Here is an 18,285-nt window from a genome sequence, read left to right as displayed (position 1 = left end):
GGACGGCGACGTTGGCGCCTGACATGACAACGACCTGGATCGCCGCCCACCGCACCGCCACCCTCAACCCGCACGAGAGCTTCGGTCTGTTCGAGAGCCGGGGCTTCACCGACCAGACGCTCCGGCAGACCCTGCGCCTGGCCGGAGGAGGTGAGGCGGTAAGGATCTCCTTCAGTAACCGCTACGGCAAGGAACCCCTGGAGATCGGCGGCGCACACCTGGCCACCCGCACCACCGGTCACGGCATCGACCCCGCCTCCGGCACCCCGCTGACCTTCGCGGGCGCCCCGACGGCCACGGTCCCCGCCGGCGAGGACCTCGTCAGCGACCCCGTCGAGCGGGCCGTCACCGCAGGCCAGGAACTCACCGTCAGCCTCTACCTGCCCGGTGACACCGGCCTGACGACCTTCTCCGCGGTGCCCTACGACCTCGGCCACGCGGCCCCCGGCGACCAGCTGTCCGCCAGTACCCTCCAGGACGTGGAAGAGGTGCCGACCGGCCACTTCGGGATCGGGGCCGACGTCCGCGCCCCCGAGGGCACCAGGATCGCCGTCGCGTTCGGCGACTCCTGGATCGAGGGCGCGGCCACCACGCCCGGCCTGGACAACAGTTTCCCCGGCCAGCTGAGCCGCCGCCTCACCCACGGCTGGATCGTCAACCAGGGCATATCCGGCAACCGGCTGCTCACCGACGAGATCGGTGAACGCCTGCTCGCACGCGTCGACCGTGATGTCCTCGCCGTGCCCGGGGTCAGCCACGTCCTGATCCACATAGGCCTCAACGACCTCGGCCTGCCCGGCCACATCGCCTTCCCCGAGCCGGCCCGGCTGCCCTCCGCGGCCGATCTGATCACCGGCCTGACCGCTCTCGCCGGCCGCCTGCACGCGGCCGGTCTCACCGTCATCGGCTCCACCATCGGCCCCTACCGGGGCACGGTCTACGAGGGCTACGACACCGAGACCGGCCAGGCCGTACGGCGGGAGGTCAACGCCTGGCTCCTCGGGGACCGGCACCCCTTCGACGCGGTGGTGGACGTCGCCGCCGCAGTCGCGGACCCGGACCGGCCGGACCGGATCCGCGAGGACTTCGACAGCGGCGACGGCCTGCACGTCAACGACGCCGGCGCGCGGGCGATCGCCGACGCCGTGGACGTCTCCCTGTTCGATCTCTAGAAGACCGGCGTGCCGTTCCGTGTCAGCTTCCAGTCCACGGACGCGAAGTCCTTCGGGTCCAGGACGCCCTTCGCGGTGACCCATTCCGCGATCCGGGTGCGGATCTCCGTCGACTCCGCCCACAGCTCCTTGGCCGAGGCGACGTGCGGGAAGGCACCGCCGCCGTTGGCGCGGTAGTTGTTCACCGCGAGCACGAACCGCTGGGCGTCGTCCAGGGCGGCACCGTTGAAGGTGAGGTTCCTGATCCGCGAACCGGCCGGCTGGGCGATGTCGATGTCGTACGACAGGCCCGAGACGTAGTCGTAGTTGTAGTCGGGACGGCCGCCCGCGTTCGTCAGCTTCTCCACGTCGACGGCCGCGTCGGCGGCCGTCTGGACGTAGTACTCCGCCGAGTACTCCAGGTACGCCCGCACCTGCGCACCCGTCAGCACCTTGGCGACCAGCGTGTTGTCGTAGACGTACAGGCTCGACAGGTCCCGGATGGTCACGTTTCCTGCCGGGATCTCCGAGGTCCGGGAGAACGGCGAGGCCTGCGCGATCACCGGCAGCGAGGCGTACTCGGTGCCCGCCAGCGCGGCCTTGACCACGTCCTCCTGCACCTTGGTGATCAGGTCGATGATCGGGGCGTCCTTGTAGCGGGCGTCGACGGTCGTCAGGGTCTCGGTGGCCCGGCCCACCACCTGGTTGACGTACGCGACCACCTTGCCGTGCTCGTCCTCCAGCAGCTTGGTGATCTTCGGATCGTCGGCGACCGTGTTGGAGTTGCGCAGCGAGGCGGAGACCGACTCGACCTCCCACCTGCCCTTGCTGAACACCAGCTCGATGTCGAAGAGCGTCAGCCGTTCGGCGTAGCACAGCGGCTCGGAGAGCACGACCGTCCTGCCGGTCTGCTCGTTGACGACCTTCAGCTCGGGGATCTCCACGTGCGCGTGGCCGACCAGGATCGCGTCGATGCCGGGCACCTGCTTGGCCACGTTGGCGGCCGCGTTCTCCACGTACGGCACCTGGTCGCCGTACGACGACGTGCCCGACGTACCGGAGTGCGCCGACACCACGACCACGTCCGCGCCGAGCGACTTCAGCTTCGGCACCCACTTCGCGGCCTGTTCCTCGAGGCCCTCGAACGCCAGCTTGCCCTGCACATAGGCCTTGTCCCAGATCGCGATGCCGGGGTTGGTGAGGCCGAGGACGGCGACCTTGACCGGCGGGGCGCCCGGCACGTGGAACTTCTTGAGGAAGTACGGCGGGAAGGCGGGCTTCAGCGTCTTCGCGTCGACCGCGTTGGCGCCGAGCAGCGGGAAGTCCAGCTGGTCCTCGAACCTGCGCAGGGTCTCGATGCCGTAGTTGAACTCGTGGTTGCCGAGCGCGGCGGCGTCGTACCCGATCGCGTTCATCGCCTGCGCCATCGGGTGCACCGGGCCGCCCTTGGCGGTGATCGGGTCGACCTTCGCGTAGTAGTACGTCAGCGGAGTGCCCTGGATCGTGTCACCGGCGTCCAGCAGCAGCGTGTTGCAGCGGCCCTTCTCCTGGCGCACCTGGTCGACCAGGGTCGAGATCCGGGCCAGGCCCATCGCGTTGCCGGCCTTGTCGGAGTACTCCGCGTCCTTGAAGTAGTCCCAGTTGAAGACGTGACCGTGCAGGTCGGTGGTGCCCATCACGGTGAGGGAGTACCGCTTCACGTGCCCGGCCCCCTTCGCCTCCGCCGCATCGGCCGCCGGGGCCGCCGCCGCTCCGGCGATCGCCACTCCCGCGCCGGTCGCGGCGGACTTCTTCAGGAACTTCCGACGGTTCAACGGCATCTCTCGGTCTCCTCGGGAAAGGTCTGACAACGCGCGTAGATTCTGACCTGGTCATGACGGACCGCAACAGGTCCACGAGGTTTCGATCTGATGACCTGTGGCGTGGACCGCGGCCGGCGAAGCGGGAAGCGCATGACAGAGTGGGACGTATGCCCCTTCCGTCGATCTCCCCGTACGGCGCCCCCGGCGCCCCCTCTTCCTGGTCCGCGGCGAGGCCGGGCGCCCCGGAACTCTCCGACCGCGGCAGGGGTGAGCGCGGGGGCAGTCACCATGGGCCCCCACGGACCTGAGCGCTGGAAAACACCGGAACGGGCTGATCATCGAACGCTCAAGGCAGTTTTGCTCATAGGAGCGGGCCGCCGCACAATTCAACACTTGTCAATGAGCCTTCACCCAGAGGTTGTTGAGTCGTCATGGGGCCCGGATTCTCTACCGGCGGGTAAGGCCTAGGCTCGAAACATGCGCCGAGCAAAGATCGTTTGCACCCTGGGGCCCGCCACCGACTCGTACGACCAGATAAAGGCACTGGTCGAGGCCGGAATGGACGTCGCCCGGTTCAACCTCAGCCACGGCACTCACGCCGAACACGAGGAGCGTTATCAGCGCGTGCGAAAAGCGGCCGACGAAACCGGCCGCAGCGTCGGAATCCTCGCCGACCTTCAAGGTCCGAAGATCCGGCTCGGCCGCTTCGCCGAAGGACCGGTACTGCTTGAACGCGGCGACACCTTCACCATCACCGTGGAGGAGGGCGTCGAGGGCGACCGCCACCAGTGCGGCACCACCTACGCCGGTCTCGCCGCCGACGTCACCCCCGGCGAGCGCGTCCTCGTGGACGACGGCAAGGTGTGCCTGGAGGTCACCGCCGTCGACGGCCCCCGGGTCCGCACGCGGGTGGTCGAGGGCGGCGTGATCTCCGACCACAAGGGCCTGAACCTGCCCGGCGTCGCCGTCTCGGTCCCCGCCCTCTCGAAGAAGGACGAGGACGACCTGCGCTGGGCGCTGCGCACCGGCTTCGACGTCATCGCCCTCTCCTTCGTCCGCAGCGGCAGGGACATCCAGGACGTCCACCGCATCATGGACGACGAGGGCCGCCGCCTCCCGGTGATCGCCAAGGTCGAGAAGCCGCAGGCGGTCCAGAACATCGACGACATCGTGGCCGCCTTCGACGGCATCATGGTCGCCCGCGGCGACCTGGGCGTGGAGATGCCGCTGGAGCAGGTCCCGATCGTCCAGAAGCGCGCCGTCAAGCTCGCCAGGCGCAACGCCAAGCCGGTCATCGTCGCCACCCAGATGCTCGACTCGATGATCGACAGCTCCCGCCCGACCCGGGCCGAGGCCTCCGATGTCGCGAACGCGGTCATCGACGGCACGGACGCGGTGATGCTCTCCGGCGAGACCAGCGTCGGCAAACACCCGATCGAGACCGTGCGCACCATGGCGAAGATCGTCGCGGCGGCCGAGGAGGACATGCTGGCCAAGGGCCTGCCGCCGCTGACGGAGCGGAACAAGCCGCGCACCCAGGGCGGCGCGGTCGCCCGGGCCGCCGCCGAGATGGGCGACTTCCTCGCCGCGAAGTTCCTGGTGGCGTTCACCCAGTCGGGAGACACGGCCCGCCGGCTCTCCCGCTACCGCTCACCGATTCCGCTGCTCGCCTTCACCCCCGAGCCGGCCACCCGCTCCCAGCTCAGTCTCACCTGGGGCGCCGAGACCTTCCTCGGCCCGCACGTGGACTCCACGGACGCCATGGTCGACCAGGTGGACGAGCTGCTGCTGAAGTACGGCCGCTGCCAGAAGGGCGACGTCGTCGTGATCACGGCGGGCTCCCCGCCCGGCGTCTCCGGCTCGACCAACATGGTCCGCGTCCACCACATCGGCGAGGACGACAGCCCGAAAGCATGAAAAGGGGCCCCTCATCCAGAGGGGCCCTACAGAACGCCGACCTTGGGATCCAAGGAAAAGTGCCCCGGGTCGGACTCGAACCGACACTGTACGGGTTTTGAATCCGTTGCCTGCTGCCAATTGGGCTACCGGGGCTCGCAGAATCAAAGGTTTCCCCCGACCCTCCGCGCGTCCACCATACCGTAGCTAGGTAGGCTCTTGTCAGCAGTACCCCTGCCCTGAACGAGGAGCCCCCGTGACCGCCGAGTCGCCCCAGCCCGTAGACGCGCCCGACGACGACAAGTCGCACGTGCCTCCGCTGACGACCCGTGTCGTCATCGCTGAGGACGAGGCCCTGATCCGGCTCGACCTGAAAGAGATGCTGGAGGAGGAGGGGTACACCGTCGTCGGTGAGGCCGGGGACGGTGAGCAGGCCGTCGAGCTGGCCCGCGAGCACAGGCCGGACCTGGTCATCCTGGACGTGAAGATGCCCAAGCTCGACGGCATCTCCGCGGCCGAGAAGATCGCCGAGGAGTCCATCGCGCCGGTGCTGATGCTCACCGCCTTCTCGCAGCGCGACCTCGTCGAGCGGGCCCGAGACGCGGGTGCGATGGCCTACCTGGTGAAGCCGTTCAGCAAGAGCGACGTCGTCCCGGCCATCGAGATGGCCGTCTCCCGCTTCACCGAGCTGAAGCAGCTGGAGCAGGAGGTCGCCGACCTCACCCAGCGGCTGGAGACGCGCAAGCTGGTCGACCGGGCGAAGTCCGTCCTGCAGACCGAGTACGGCCTGACCGAGCCGGCCGCCTTCCGCTGGATCCAGAAGACCTCCATGGACCGCCGCCTGTCGATGCAGCAGGTCGCCGAGGCCGTCATCGCGGACCACGAGGAGAAGAAGGCCGCGAAGAAGGGCTGAGCGGCACCTTTCCCACGACGCGGCCCGCGCCTCGGAGAAGAGGCGCGGGCCGCGTCGTCGTACCGGTCAGTCCTCGCCGAGGTACGCCTTGCGGACCGACTCGTCATGCAGCAGGTCCTGGCCGCTGCCCGACAGGACGATGTTGCCGACCTCCATGACATGGCCCTGGTCGGCCAGCGAGAGCGCCGCCTGGGCGTTCTGCTCGACCAGCAGGATCGTGGTGCCCTGGGCCTTCAGCTCCGCGATCGTCGACATGATCTTCTGCATCATGATCGGCGACAGGCCCATGGACGGCTCGTCCAGCATCAGCAGCTTGGGCTGGGACATCAGCGCCCTGCCCATCGCCAGCATCTGCTGCTCACCGCCCGAGAGGGTGCCCGCGGCCTGCTTCCGACGCTCCCCGAGAATGGGGAAGAGGTCGTAGGCGCGCTGGATGTCCCTCTCGATGCCCTCCTTGTCCTTGCGGAGGAAGGCGCCGAGTTGCAGATTCTCGGCGATGCTCAGCCGCGGGAAGATGTGCCGGCCCTCGGGGGAGTGGGCGAGCCCGAAAGAGACGATCTTGTGCGCCGGGACGCTGGCGAGCGGCTTGCCGTCGAAGATGATCTTTCCGGAGACGGGCTTCAGCAGACCCGAGAGGGTGCGCAGGGTCGTCGTCTTGCCGGCGCCGTTGGTGCCGATCAGGGTGACGACCTGGCCGGCCTCGACGCTGAACGAGATGCCCTTGACGGCCTCGATCTTGCCGTAGGCGACCCTGAGGTCCTCGACCTCCAGCAGTGCGGTCACTGGGCCTCTCCCTTGGTGGTGCTGGTGCTCTCCGCGTCGCCGGTGTTCTCCGCATGAGCGGTCTCGGCCCCGGCGGCGGCTTCCGCGGCCTCGACCTCGGCGGCCTCGACCTCGGCGGCCTCGGCCTCCCCGGGGTCGCCCTCGAAGGGCTCACCCAGGTAGGCGGCGACGACCCGCTCGTCGGCCTGGACGACGTCCGAGGTGCCCTCGACCAGCTTCTCGCCCTGGACGAGGACCGCGACGCGGTCGCACAGGTTGAAGATGAAGCGCATGTCGTGCTCGATGACGAGCACGGCGATGCCCTTGTCCCGGATGGCGAAGACCAGTTCCTCGGTGGCCCGCGTCTCCTGCGGGTTCATGCCGGCCGTCGGCTCGTCGAGCAGCAGCAGACCCGGCTCACTGGCCAGTGCCCGGGCGATCTCCAGCTTGCGCTGCTCGCCGTAGGGCAGGTTGCGGGCCAGGTGGTCGCGCTTGGCGGCGAGGCCGACGAACTCCAGGAGTTCCATGGCCTTCGCCTCGGACTCCTTCTCGGCCTTGCGGAAACCGGGGCCGCGCAGCAGCGCGGACCACAGGCCCTCCTTGGTCCGCGTGTGGCGGCCCACGAGGACGTTCTCCAGGACGGTCATGTTGGCGAAGAGCCGGATGTTCTGGAACGTACGGGCGATGCCCGCCTGCGTCACCAGGTGCGGCTTGGGCGGCAGCACCCGGCCCTGGTACGCCACCGTGCCTTCGGTGGGGACGTACAGACCGGTGAGGCAGTTGAAGAAGGTGGTCTTGCCGGCGCCGTTCGGGCCGATCAGGCCCACGATCTCGCCGCTGTTGACCGTGAAGTCGACGGATCGGACGGCGGTGAGACCGCCGAAGCGCATCGTGACGTCACGGGCTTCGAGTACAGGTGTCGTCATGGTTCCTTACGCCCCTGCCTTGGTGACGGCCGGTTCGTCGGTCAGCGTCTTCTGTTCCGGTACGTCGAGTTGGCCGGTCTCGTGGAACTCCAGCTGGCGGCGGCGGTTGGCGATGATGCCCTCCGGCCGGAAGCGCATCAGCAGGATCAGCGCGATGCCGAAGGCGAACAGCTCGTAGTTCTGCAGGAACTGGAGCTTCTCGGGGACCAGGTAGAGGACGCTGGCGCCAAGCAGCGGGCCGCTGACGGTGCCCATGCCGCCGAGGACGACGGCGGCCAGCAGGAAGGCCGAGTTGGGCGGGGCCGCGCCGGCGAACTGGTACGGCTGCGGGTTCACGCTGTAGTTGACGTGCGCCATCACGGTGCCGGCGAGACCCGCGAGGGAGGCGCCGAGCGCGAAGGCGATCAGCTTGACGCGGAAGCCGTTGATACCCATGGCGGTGGCGGCGGTCTCGTCCTCGCGGATGGCGATCCAGGAGCGGCCGATACGGGAGTCGGCGGCGCGGGTGAAGACGAGCACGACGATCGCCGTGACGATGAGCATCAGGAACAGGTAGTTGGCGAACCGGCCCAGGGTGAACCCGCCGATGTCGTGCGCCTCGCCCAGGTTGAACCCGAAGATGTCCAGGTCCGGGATCTGCGTGATGCCGTTGGGTCCGCGGGTGATGTTCGGTCCGGAGTCGCCGTCGAGGTTGTTGACGGTGATACGGAAGATCTCACCGAAGCCGAGGGTGACGATGGCCAGGTAGTCGCCGCGCAGCCGCAGGGTCGGCGCGCCGATCAGCACACCGAAGACCAGCGAGGCGGCCATGCCGGTGAGGGCGGCGGCCCAGAACGGGAACTGCACACCCGTGAACCGGGAGTACTCCGAGCCGGAGACCAGGGCGGCCGCGTAGGCGCCGACGCCGAGGAAGGCGACGTAACCGAGGTCGAGCAGACCGGTGAGGCCGACGACGATGTTCAGACCGAGGGCGACGGTGGCGAAGATCAGGATGTTCACGCCGACGTTGGCGTTGTGGTCGTCGCTCTGGGTGAAGGGGAAGATCACGGCGGCGACGAAGGCGAGGGCCGAGGCGAAGGCCTTGTGCCGCGCGGAGATCGTCGCGTAGCGGTCGACGAGGCCGGTGTGGACCAGGGCCCAGGCACCGAAGATGACGAGGAGCAGGAAGCCGATGAAGGTCTCGCTCGCGTCGTTGTCGATGCCGATGCCGTAGGTGAAGGCCACCAGGGCGATCGCGGTGCCGACGGTGATGACGCCGCGCTCGGCGAGCGGGGACAGCCTGCCGGGGCGGGGCTGCTGGGGCTTGGCGAGGTAGCCGCGGATGCCGGTGCCCGGAGCGGGGTGCGGCAGCGCGAGGGCGCCGACGACGGGAAGCGCGGAGGCCACCATCGCCACGTAGGCGCCGGGGTCGAGGTTGACCAGGCCGCCCAGGTCGACGGCGATGGCAATGCCGGTGTACCAGCAGACGGTGAACGCCGACAGGGCCGCCAGGAGGACGGGGGAGGTGGCGTTCGCGGGGTTCAGCTGGCGCAGCCCCGGCACGTTCCACAGGGTGAGCCCGAACAGCAGGGTGAGGGCCCCGGCCACGAGGGCGAGGATCTGCAGGCCCGCCGGGTAACCGTAGACGGTGAGGTCACCGGGGAATTCGGGCGTCCAGGTCCAGCTGAGGAAGGCGCTGGCGATGGTGCCGACGGCGCCGACGGCGATGAGCAGCCGCGCGGCGGCCTGCGGGAGCGGGACGGGCCCGCGCTCAGGGGCGGCGGGGGTCTTGGCGGTGGTGTCGGTCATGCTGCTCACGCCCTGTCCGCGACGCGTTCGCCGAGCAGACCCTGTGGTCTGAACAGCAGTACGAGGATGAGGAGGACGAAGGCCCACACGGCGGCCCAGCCGCCACCGCCGAGCTGCTGCATGCCGGGGATGTCGGCGATGTAGGCGGTGGCCATGGCCTCGGCGAGACCGAGGACGAGACCGCCGAGCATGGCGCCGTAGATGTTGCCGATGCCGCCGAGGACGGCCGCGGTGAACGCCTTCAGACCGGCGATGAAGCCCATGTCGTAGGAGACGGAGCCGTACTTGAGCCCGTACGAGAGACCGGCGACGGCCGCGAAGAAGCCGCCGATGGCGAAGGCGACGACGATGATGCGGTTGGTGTCGATGCCCATCAGCTGGGCGGTGTCCGGGTCCTGGGCGGTGGCCTGCATGGCGCGGCCGGTGCGGGAGAGGCGGACGAAGAAGGCGAGGACCGCCATGCACACCGGGGCGGCGATGATCAGGAAGACGTCACCGCTCTGCACCGTGACGGAGCCGAGGTGCAGCGGGCCGAACGGCAACTGCGGGAAGACCCGGGCCGACTTGGCGTCGGGGTACCAGTTGAATACCGCCTGCTGCAGGGCGAGCGACAGGCCGATCGCGGTGATCAGCGGGGCGAGGCGTGGTGCGCCGCGCAGGGGACGGTAGGCGAAGCGCTCGGCGCCGACGGCGATGAGCACGGCGACCAGTGCGCCACCGATGAGCATCGCCGGCAGGGCTATCCACATGGATATGCCGTCCGGCAGGGCGAGGTAGACCGTGAGTGCGCCGAAGCCTCCGGTCATGAAGATCTCGCCGTGGGCGAAGTTGATGAGCTGGACGATGCCGTACACCATCGTGTAACCGATGGCGATCAGCCCGTACATCGAGCCGAGGAACAGCCCGTTGGCCAGCTGCTGCGGCAGGGTGTTCACCGCATGGCCTCCATGTGGTGGGGAGAGTCAAGGGGGGCGTAGAAGGCGGGCCGCGCGGTGACGGTGGTCTGCGCCGCGCGGCCCTGGTGGAGCGGAGTGTTCGGCTTGGTTACTTCTTCGGGTTGGCGGTGCCGCTCTTGACGGACTTCCACTCACCGTTGGTGACCTGGTAGACGGTCAGCTGCTTGTTCGTGGTGTCGCCGTACTCATCGAACGAGATCTTGCCGGAGATGCCGTCGAAGGAGCTGTTCTGCACGGCCTCGACGACCTTCTCGCGGGCGTCGGAGGGAACCTCGCCGCCCTTCACGACCTGGCCGACGGCCTTGATGATCGCCGTGGTGGCGTCGTAGGCGTACGAGCCGTAGGTGCCGTAGTCACCGGGGTACTTCTTGGCCTTGTAGGTGGCCACGAACTCCTTGGCGGCGGGGAGGGTGTCGACCGGGACGCCGATGGAGGTCACGAGGTCGCCCTCGGCGGCCTTGCCGGCGGTCTTGATGTAGGTCGGGGTGAACATGCCGTCGCCGCCGAACAGCGGGATCTTGGCACCGCCGTCCTTGAGCTGCTTGGTCAGGACCTGGGACTCGTCGTACTGGCCGCCGTAGTAGAGGATGTCGGCGCCGGAGTTCTTGATCTTGGTGACGAGGGTGGAGAAGTCGCGGTCACCGGTGTTGATGTGGTCGGTGCCGATGACCTTGCCGCCCTGCTTGGCGAACTGCTCCTTGAAGATCTTGGAGAGGCCCGCGCCGTAGGTCTGCTTGTCGTCGACGACGAAGGCCTTCTTCTTCTTGAGGCCGTTGTACGCGTAGTCGGCGGCGAAGGCGCCCTGGAGGGCGTCGGTGGTCGCGGTACGGAAGTACGTCTTGAACGGGCGAGCCGGCTTGGTCTGCCAGTTCTTGCCCTGGGTCAGCTCGGGCGCGGTGTTGGAGGGCGAGATCTCCACCAGGTTCGCCGAGGCGAGGGTCTGCTGCATCTGCGTGGCCACGCCGGAGTTGAGCGGGCCGACGACGCCGAGGACGTCCTTCTCGCCGACGAACTGGGAGGCGTTCTGCTGGCCGGTGGCGGGAATCGCCTTGTCGTCCAGTGCCTTGATCTTGAAGGTGACGCCCGGGACGGTCTTGTTCTTGTTGGCGTCGTCGACGGCGATCTGCGCGCCGTACTGGATGCCGAGACCCGTGGCGGAGTTCTGGCCGGTCAGCGGGGCGTCGACGCCGATCGTGACCGTCACGTTGCCGCTGTCGCCGCCCTTGCTGTTGTCGTCGCGGGAGCCGCAGGCGGTGAGAGTCAGAGCTCCGGTGGTCAGCACGGAGGTAAGAATCACCAGAGAACGCTGTCGCACAATCGATCCTTTCCGCGGGCACGGCCGCTCCCCCTCGGGGAACGACGGATGCCGCGCCGGTACCGAACTCCCGATGGAGCGGTGACTGGCCGTGACTCTAGGCGTGTGTGGGGAACGTGGAGGAGAGCTTGGCCAAGGCTGTGACGCTCTTGTTATGACACGAGGTAATGCAGAGCGGTACAGCGTGGGGGGAAAACAGGAATTCAGGCCGATTCGCACCGTCCACATTGTGAGAACCCGCAGGACTCCCGGTGATCCGTTCAGGCGTCTCCGGGGTTTTGGTAATGACACAAATCCGTTGCTGCGGGCGACTTCCGGGGGTGCCGAACGACGCTGTGCGCCGTGCGGGCCAAGGGGGAAACCGTGAATGTGCAGTGGGCGTTCATTACGCTGAGTTACACCGTGGAAAAGAGGTTCGGCGGCTTCGGCGCTTTTCGTATTTCGCCGTGGGCAGGCCTGTAGTGATCTTGGGAGGGAGGCTTGCGGCGATCTCGGGAGAGGGGCGCTTTGCCTGGAAGGCGACGCGCGGCGCCGTGGAGCCCGGGGTCTGCCGCCCGGTGCCGTACGCCGAGCGGGCGTGACGGATCATCAACTCGCCGGTGCCGGCGGTCCATCGGCGCGGCTTCGGGTCCGTGTCACACGGCGATGCCCGGCGGGGCTCGACGGCCCCGCCGGGCCACTGTCAGGCGCCGGTGCTCCGAGCGTGCGCCTCGTCGCCCGGATTCACGTCCCGCAGCAGGCAGGTCAGCCGGGCGGTGCACACCCGGCGGCCCTCCTCGTCGCTGATCACGATCTCGTACGTCGCCGTCGACCGGCCCCGGTGCACGGGCGTGGCCACGCCGGTCACCAGGCCCGAGCGGACCCCGCGGTGGTGGGTGCAGTTCAGGTCCACGCCGACCGCGATCTTCGAGCTGCCGCCGTGCAGCATGGAGCCGACCGAGCCCAGGGTCTCCGCCAGCACCGCGGACGCGCCACCGTGCAGCAGGCCGTACGGCTGGGTGTTGCCCTCCACCGGCATGGTCGCGACGACCTTCTCCGGCGAGGCCTCAAGGATCTGCACACCCATCCGCGTGCCGAGGTGGCCGGCCGAGAACAGGGCGGGCAGATCGACACCGAGCGCCGCGTACTCGTCGATGATCTCCTGCGGGAACTTCACTCGCTGCTGCTCGCCCATCGGCCCGGCTCCGTTCGTGGTACGCCTGTCACTTGGCTGAGCAAACGCTCAGTCGGCCGCCGATTGTTCCAGACGGCTCTCCGCCCGGTCCTCGGCGCTGCCCTCGGCGAGATGCTCGACGTGGTCCTCGAGACGTACGACGACGGACTTGCTGGCCGGGGTGTTACTGATGTCGGCGGTGGCGTCCAGCGGAACGAGCACGTTCGTCTCGGGGTAGTACGCCGCCGCACAGCCCCGGGCCGTCGGATAGAGCACCACCCGGAAACCGGGCGCCCGCCGCTCCACCCCGTCCTTCCACTCGCTCACCAGATCCACGTACGACCCCTCGGCGACCCCGAGCCTGCGCGCGTCATCGGGGTTCACGAGCACCACCCGGCGCCCTCCCGTGATGCCCCTGTACCGGTCGTCGAGCCCGTAGATCGTGGTGTTGTACTGATCGTGCGAGCGCAGCGTCTGCAGCAGCAACCGGCCCTCGGGCAGCTCGGGGTACTCCACCGGCGCCGCCGTGAAGTTCGCCTTGCCCGTGGCGGTCGGGAAACGGCGCTCGTCGCGCGGGGCGTGTGGCAGCGTGAAGCCACCGGGCCGGGCCACGCGCGCGTTGAAGTCCTCGAAACCGGGGATCACACGCGCGATGCGGTCACGGATCGTCGCGTAGTCCTTCTCGAACTCCTCCCAGGGCACGACGCTGTTCTCGCCGAGCACCCGGCGCGCGAGGCCGCAGATGATGGCCGGCTCGGACTTGAGCCGGGGGCTCGCCGGCGCGAGCCGCCCACGCGAGGCGTGCACCATGCCCATGGAGTCCTCGACCGTCACGAACTGCTCACCGCTGCTCTGCGGATCGCGCTCCGTCCGCCCCAGCGTGGGCAGGATCAGCGCCCGCGCGCCCGTGACCACGTGCGAGCGGTTGAGCTTGGTCGACACATGAACGGTCAGCCGCGCGCGCCGCATCGCCGCCTCGGTCACCTCGGTGTCGGGGGAGGCCGAGACGAAGTTGCCGCCCATCGCGAAGAACACCTTCGCCTCGCCGTCGCGCAGCGCGCGGATGGCCCGTACGACGTCGAAGCCGTGCTCGCGCGGCGGCGCGAACCCGAACTCCTTCTCCAGCGCGTCCAGGAAGGCCGGCGCGGGCCGCTCGAAGATGCCCATCGTGCGGTCGCCCTGCACATTGGAATGGCCGCGCACCGGGCACACACCCGCGCCCGGACGGCCGATGTTGCCGCGCAGCAGCAGGAAGTTGACCACCTCGCGGATGGTCGGCACCGCGTGCTTGTGCTGGGTGAGCCCCATGGCCCAGCAGACGATGGTCCGCTTCGAGGCGAGCACCATCCGCAGGGCTTCCTCGATCTCCTCCTGGCGGAGACCGGTCGCCGTCAGCGTTCCGGCCCAGTCCGCGGCACGCGCGGCCGTGGCGAACTCCTCGAAACCATGGGTGTGTTCGCGTACGAACTCCTCGTCGACCGCGCCGTCCGTCTCCAGGATCAGCCTGTTGAGGAGCCGGAAGAGTGCCTGGTCGCCGCCGATGCGGATCTGCAGGAACAGATCGGTGAGGGAGGCGCCCTTGAGCATGCCCTTCGCGGTCTGCGGGTTCTTGAAGCGCTCCAGGCCCGCCTCGGGCAGCGGGTTGACGCTGATGATCCGCGCGCCGTTCGCCTTGGCCTTCTCCAGCGCGGACAGCATGCGCGGATGGTTCGTCCCCGGGTTCTGCCCGGCGACGATGATCAGGTCGGCCCGGTACAGGTCCTCCAGCAGGACGCTGCCCTTCCCGATGCCGATGGTCTCGGACAGTGCCGACCCCGACGACTCGTGGCACATGTTCGAGCAGTCCGGCAGGTTGTTCGTGCCCAGCTCGCGCGCGAAGAGCTGGTACAGGAACGCCGCCTCGTTGCTGGTACGGCCCGAGGTGTAGAACACGGCCTCATCGGGGGAGCCGAGGGCGGCGATCTCCTCGGCGATGATGTCGAAGGCCCGCTCCCAGCCGACCGGCTCGTAGTGCTCTCCCCCCTCGGGGAGATACATGGGGTGGGTGAGCCGCCCCTGCTGGCCCAGCCAGTAACCGCTCCGGGTGGCCAGGTCCGCGACGGAGTGCGCGGCGAAGAACTCGGGCGTGACCCGGCGCAGCGTGGCCTCCTCGGCCACCGCCTTCGCGCCGTTCTCGCAGAACTCCGCCCTGTGCCGGTGGTCCGGCTCGGGCCAGGCACAGCCCGGGCAGTCGAAGCCGTCCTTCTGGTTGACGCGCAGCAGGGTCAGCGCCGTGCGCTTGACGCCCATCTGCTGCTGGGCGACACGCAGGGTGTGCCCGATCGCCGGCAGTCCCGCGGCCGCGTGCTTGGGCTCCGCGACCTGCGGTGCGTCCTGAACCGGATCGCCCTTGGGCGGCTTCGTCGCCATCGCACGCTCCCCTTCGACTGCGTGTGAGAAGTACGCCGACGATCCTCCCACGGGCCACCGAGAACGGTTCCGGGTGGGCGGACCGGGAGCGGGAGCAAGGGGTGCGCGCGAGCCTCCCGGCCGTCCGGCCACGTTGAGTGACCGAAGGTCGGCCTCCGCCTCCGGAGAGACCGCCCGGCCCGGACTGTCAGTGCGGCGTGGCAGGATCGGGGACGTGGCAGAAACAGCATCGAAGCAGACCGACAAGACCCCCGGCGGCGGCCGTCCCCGGCTGATGCTCATGGACGGGCACTCGCTGGCCTACCGCGCGTTCTTCGCGCTGCCCGCGGAGAACTTCACGACCGCGACCGGCCAGCCGACGAACGCGATCTACGGCTTCGCGTCGATGCTGGCCAACACCCTGCGTGACGAGGCGCCCACGCACTTCGCGGTGGCCTTCGACGTCTCGCGCAAGACCTGGCGCTCCGAGCAGTTCACGGAGTACAAGGCGAACCGCTCCAAGACCCCGGACGAGTTCAAGGGCCAGGTCGAGCTGATCGGCGAGCTGCTCGACGCGATGCACGCGCAGCGCTTCGCCGTGGACGGCTTCGAGGCGGACGACGTCATCGCCACGCTCGCCACCCAGGCCGAGGCCGAGGGCTTCGAGGTGCTGATCGTCACCGGCGACCGCGACTCCTTCCAGCTGGTCACCGAGAACACCACCGTGCTCTACCCGACGAAGGGCGTCTCGGAGCTGACCCGGTTCACCCCGGAGAAGGTTTTCGAGAAGTACGGACTGACGCCCGCGCAGTACCCGGACTTCGCGGCCCTGCGCGGCGACCCGTCCGACAACCTCCCCGGCATCCCCGGCGTCGGCGAGAAGACCGCCGCGAAGTGGATCAACCAGTTCGGCTCGTTCGCGCAGCTGGTCGAGCGCGTCGACGAGGTCAAGGGCAAGGCCGGGCAGAACCTGCGCGACCACCTGGAGTCGGTCAAGCTCAACCGCGTCCTCACCGAGCTGGAGCGCGAGGTCGAGCTGCCGAAGACGGTCACCGACCTGGAGCGGGCCCCGTACGACCGCAAGGCCGTCGCGATGATCCTGGACACCCTGGAGATCCGCAACCCGTCTCTGCGCGAGCGCCTCTTCGCCGTCGACCCCGGCACGGAGGAGGCCGAGACCACCCCGGTCGTCACCGACGGTGTGGAACTCGACGGCACGATCCTGCGCACCGGCGGGCTGGCCCCCTGGCTGGCCGAGCACGGCGCCGAGATCCTGGGCGTCGCCACCGTCGGCACCTGGGCGCTGGGCGCCGGCTCGGTCGCCGAGGTGGCCCTCGCCGCGGCCGGGGGAGCGGCCGCCTGGTTCGACCCCGCCGAGCTGGACGAGGCCGACGAGAACGCGTTCACGGCCTGGCTGGCCGACGCCGGCCGCCCCAAGGTGTTCCACAACGCCAAGGGCGCCATGCGCGTCTTCGCCGAGCACGGCTGGAGCGTCGAGGGCGTGCGTATGGACACCGCGCTCGCCGCCTACCTGGTCAAGCCGGGCCGCCGTTCGTTCGACCTGGACGCGCTGTCCCTGGAGTACCTGCACCGCGAGCTGGCCCCCGCCGCCGCGGCCGACGGCCAGCTGGCCTTCGGTACGGACGACGGTGCCGAGGCGGAGGCCCTGATGATCCAGGCCCGCGCCGTCCTCGACCTGGGTGAGGCCTTCGAGGGCCGCCTCCAGGAGGTCGGCGCGGCCGACCTGCTCCGGGACATGGAACTGCCCACCTCCGCCCTGCTCGCCCGCATGGAGCGCCACGGCATCGCTGCCGACCGCGCGCACCTCGAAACGATGGAGCAGATGTTCGCGGGCGCCGTGCAGCAGGCGGTGAAGGAGGCCCACGCCGCCGCCGGCCACGAGTTCAACCTGGGCTCGCCCAAGCAACTCCAGGAAGTCCTCTTCGGCGAGCTGGCGCTGCCCAAGACCAAGAAGACCAAGACCGGCTACACCACCGACGCCGACGCCCTGGCGTGGCTCGCCACCCAGACCGACAACGAACTGCCGGTGATCATGCTGCGGCACCGTGAGCAGGCGAAGCTGCGCGTCACCGTCGAGGGCCTGATCAAGACCATCGCGGGCGACGGCCGTATCCACACCACCTTCAACCAGACGGTGGCCGCGACCGGCCGCCTCTCCTCCACGGACCCGAACCTGCAGAACATCCCGGTCCGTACGGACGAGGGCCGGGCGATCCGCCGCGGCTTCGTCGTCGGCGAGGGTTTCGAGTCCCTGATGACCGCCGACTACAGCCAGATCGAGCTGCGCGTGATGGCCCACCTCTCCGAGGACGAGGGCCTGATCCAGGCGTTCACCTCCGGCGAGGATCTGCACACCACGGCCGCCTCCCAGGTGTTCGGCGTCGAGCCCGCCGCGGTCGACGCCGAGATGCGCCGCAAGATCAAGGCCATGTCGTACGGCCTGGCGTACGGTCTGTCGGCGTTCGGCCTCTCCCAGCAGCTGAACGTCGAAGCGGCCGAGGCACGCGCCCTGATGGACGCGTACTTCGAGCGCTTCGGCGGTGTCCGGGACTACCTGCGCCGAGCGGTCGACGAGGCACGGGCGACGGGTTACACGGCGACCCTCTTCGGGCGCCGCCGCTACCTCCCCGACCTCAACAGCGACAACCGCCAGCGTCGCGAGGCGGCCGAGCGCATGGCCCTCAACGCGCCCATCCAGGGCACGGCGGCGGACATCGTCAAGATCGCCATGCTCAAGGTGGACAACGCGCTGCGGGAGGCGGACCTCAAGTCCCGCATGCTCCTGCAGGTCCATGACGAAATCGTCCTGGAGATCGCGCCCGGCGAGCGGGCGGCCGCGGAGGAGATCGTCCGCCGCGAAATGGCGAACGCCGTCCGGCTCCGTGCCCCCCTGGACGTCTCGGTGGGCGTGGGCCCGGACTGGGAATCGGCAGCGCATTAGCCCGCGGTGCCGCGGTGCTCGGGCGGAGGGGCGTGGGGCTTGTGGTGCTGTGGTGCCCCGGCGGAAGGGACGTTGATCCGCGGTGCCGGGGGGCCGGGGTGACGGAGCCTGCGGTGCTGGGGCGGAGGGGGCGACGTACGCGCGCTGGGTGCAGCGCCCCGCCCCCTCACCCACGCCGGCGGGCCCTTCCCCGCGGCAACGGCGCTCCAATGCCGCATCGCATCCCGGAGGTGCCGAAACCACCGCACCCCTCGGCGCGCCCACCACGGATCC

Annotated in this window: 12 protein-coding genes and 1 tRNA gene; 4 read left to right on the top strand and 9 right to left on the bottom strand. The window is 69.2% G+C overall.

From position 1 onward, the window contains the following. Positions 1 to 23: 23 nt before the first annotated feature. Positions 24 to 1,172 (top strand): GDSL-type esterase/lipase family protein, encoded by a 1,149-nt coding sequence (locus ABZ079_RS18710; protein ID WP_356940519.1) that lies wholly within the window; start codon positions 24 to 26, stop codon positions 1,170 to 1,172. On the opposite strand, the gene ABZ079_RS18705 is transcribed toward ABZ079_RS18710, so the two are convergent. Continuing rightward, on the bottom strand, positions 1,169 to 2,971 hold the full coding sequence (locus tag ABZ079_RS18705; RefSeq protein ID WP_356940518.1) for a 5'-nucleotidase C-terminal domain-containing protein: 1,803 nt from the start codon (positions 2,969 to 2,971) through the stop codon (positions 1,169 to 1,171). The genes ABZ079_RS18710 and ABZ079_RS18705 overlap by 4 nt on opposite strands. Positions 2,972 to 3,430: 459 nt before the next feature. Between ABZ079_RS18705 and pyk the strand changes: the two genes are divergently transcribed. After that, complete coding sequence (pyk, locus tag ABZ079_RS18700; RefSeq protein WP_356940517.1) at positions 3,431 to 4,870, top strand: pyruvate kinase; 1,440 nt, start codon at positions 3,431 to 3,433, stop codon at positions 4,868 to 4,870. A 60-nt stretch (positions 4,871 to 4,930) separates the two neighbouring features. On the opposite strand, the gene ABZ079_RS18695 is transcribed toward pyk, so the two are convergent. Continuing rightward, positions 4,931 to 5,005: transfer RNA gene (locus ABZ079_RS18695), tRNA-Leu, on the bottom strand. Positions 5,006 to 5,105: 100 nt separating this feature from the next. Here ABZ079_RS18695 and ABZ079_RS18690 point away from each other — a divergent pair. After that, the gene (locus tag ABZ079_RS18690) at positions 5,106 to 5,762 is read left to right on the top strand and encodes a response regulator (RefSeq protein ID WP_356940516.1); all 657 of its coding nucleotides are present in this window, start codon (positions 5,106 to 5,108) and stop codon (positions 5,760 to 5,762) included. A 66-nt stretch (positions 5,763 to 5,828) separates the two neighbouring features. Here ABZ079_RS18690 and ABZ079_RS18685 read toward each other — a convergent pair whose 3' ends face one another. The 7 genes from ABZ079_RS18685 to ABZ079_RS18655 all read right to left on the bottom strand — a co-directional run bounded on the left by ABZ079_RS18685 (position 5,829) and on the right by ABZ079_RS18655 (position 15,071). Continuing rightward, positions 5,829 to 6,545 (bottom strand): ABC transporter ATP-binding protein, encoded by a 717-nt coding sequence (locus ABZ079_RS18685; RefSeq protein WP_356940515.1) that lies wholly within the window; start codon positions 6,543 to 6,545, stop codon positions 5,829 to 5,831. Beyond that, on the bottom strand, positions 6,542 to 7,450 hold the full coding sequence (locus ABZ079_RS18680) for an ABC transporter ATP-binding protein (protein ID WP_356940514.1): 909 nt from the start codon (positions 7,448 to 7,450) through the stop codon (positions 6,542 to 6,544). The genes ABZ079_RS18685 and ABZ079_RS18680 overlap by 4 nt, the downstream gene beginning before the upstream one ends. Before the next feature lie 6 nt (positions 7,451 to 7,456). Next, positions 7,457 to 9,238 carry a branched-chain amino acid ABC transporter permease gene (locus tag ABZ079_RS18675; RefSeq protein WP_356940513.1) on the bottom strand — a complete coding sequence of 594 codons (1,782 nt, stop codon included), beginning with the start codon at positions 9,236 to 9,238 and terminating at the stop codon, positions 7,457 to 7,459. Positions 9,239 to 9,243: 5 nt separating this feature from the next. After that, positions 9,244 to 10,173 carry a branched-chain amino acid ABC transporter permease gene (locus ABZ079_RS18670; RefSeq protein ID WP_356940512.1) on the bottom strand — a complete coding sequence of 310 codons (930 nt, stop codon included), beginning with the start codon at positions 10,171 to 10,173 and terminating at the stop codon, positions 9,244 to 9,246. Between the two features lie 109 nt (positions 10,174 to 10,282). Next, a complete protein-coding gene (locus ABZ079_RS18665; protein WP_356940672.1) occupies positions 10,283 to 11,494 on the bottom strand; it encodes a branched-chain amino acid ABC transporter substrate-binding protein in 1,212 nt (403 codons plus the stop codon). 697 nt (positions 11,495 to 12,191) lie between these two features. After that, on the bottom strand, positions 12,192 to 12,683 hold the full coding sequence (locus ABZ079_RS18660) for a hotdog fold thioesterase (protein WP_356940511.1): 492 nt from the start codon (positions 12,681 to 12,683) through the stop codon (positions 12,192 to 12,194). 48 nt (positions 12,684 to 12,731) lie between these two features. Next, a complete protein-coding gene (locus ABZ079_RS18655; RefSeq protein ID WP_356940510.1) occupies positions 12,732 to 15,071 on the bottom strand; it encodes an FdhF/YdeP family oxidoreductase in 2,340 nt (779 codons plus the stop codon). 214 nt (positions 15,072 to 15,285) lie between these two features. Between ABZ079_RS18655 and polA the strand changes: the two genes are divergently transcribed. Further along, the gene (gene polA / locus ABZ079_RS18650; RefSeq protein WP_356940509.1) at positions 15,286 to 18,012 is read left to right on the top strand and encodes a DNA polymerase I; all 2,727 of its coding nucleotides are present in this window, start codon (positions 15,286 to 15,288) and stop codon (positions 18,010 to 18,012) included. Positions 18,013 to 18,285 lie beyond the last annotated feature (273 nt).

It is taken from the genome of Streptomyces sp. NPDC006314 (assembly GCF_040613075.1).
Taxonomy (GTDB): Bacteria; Actinomycetota; Actinomycetes; order Streptomycetales; family Streptomycetaceae; genus Streptomyces.
This window is presented reverse-complemented; position numbering and strand designations above follow the sequence as displayed.

Coding starts and splice junctions, on each gene's coding strand:
- ABZ079_RS18710 (WP_356940519.1), top strand. CDS start 24: ATGACAACGACCTGGATCGCCGCCCACCGCACCGCCACCCTCAACCCG.
- ABZ079_RS18705 (WP_356940518.1), bottom strand. CDS start 2,971: ATGCCGTTGAACCGTCGGAAGTTCCTGAAGAAGTCCGCCGCGACCGGC.
- pyk (WP_356940517.1), top strand. CDS start 3,431: ATGCGCCGAGCAAAGATCGTTTGCACCCTGGGGCCCGCCACCGACTCG.
- ABZ079_RS18680 (WP_356940514.1), bottom strand. CDS start 7,450: ATGACGACACCTGTACTCGAAGCCCGTGACGTCACGATGCGCTTCGGC.
- ABZ079_RS18675 (WP_356940513.1), bottom strand. CDS start 9,238: ATGACCGACACCACCGCCAAGACCCCCGCCGCCCCTGAGCGCGGGCCC.
- ABZ079_RS18660 (WP_356940511.1), bottom strand. CDS start 12,683: ATGGGCGAGCAGCAGCGAGTGAAGTTCCCGCAGGAGATCATCGACGAG.
- ABZ079_RS18655 (WP_356940510.1), bottom strand. CDS start 15,071: ATGGCGACGAAGCCGCCCAAGGGCGATCCGGTTCAGGACGCACCGCAG.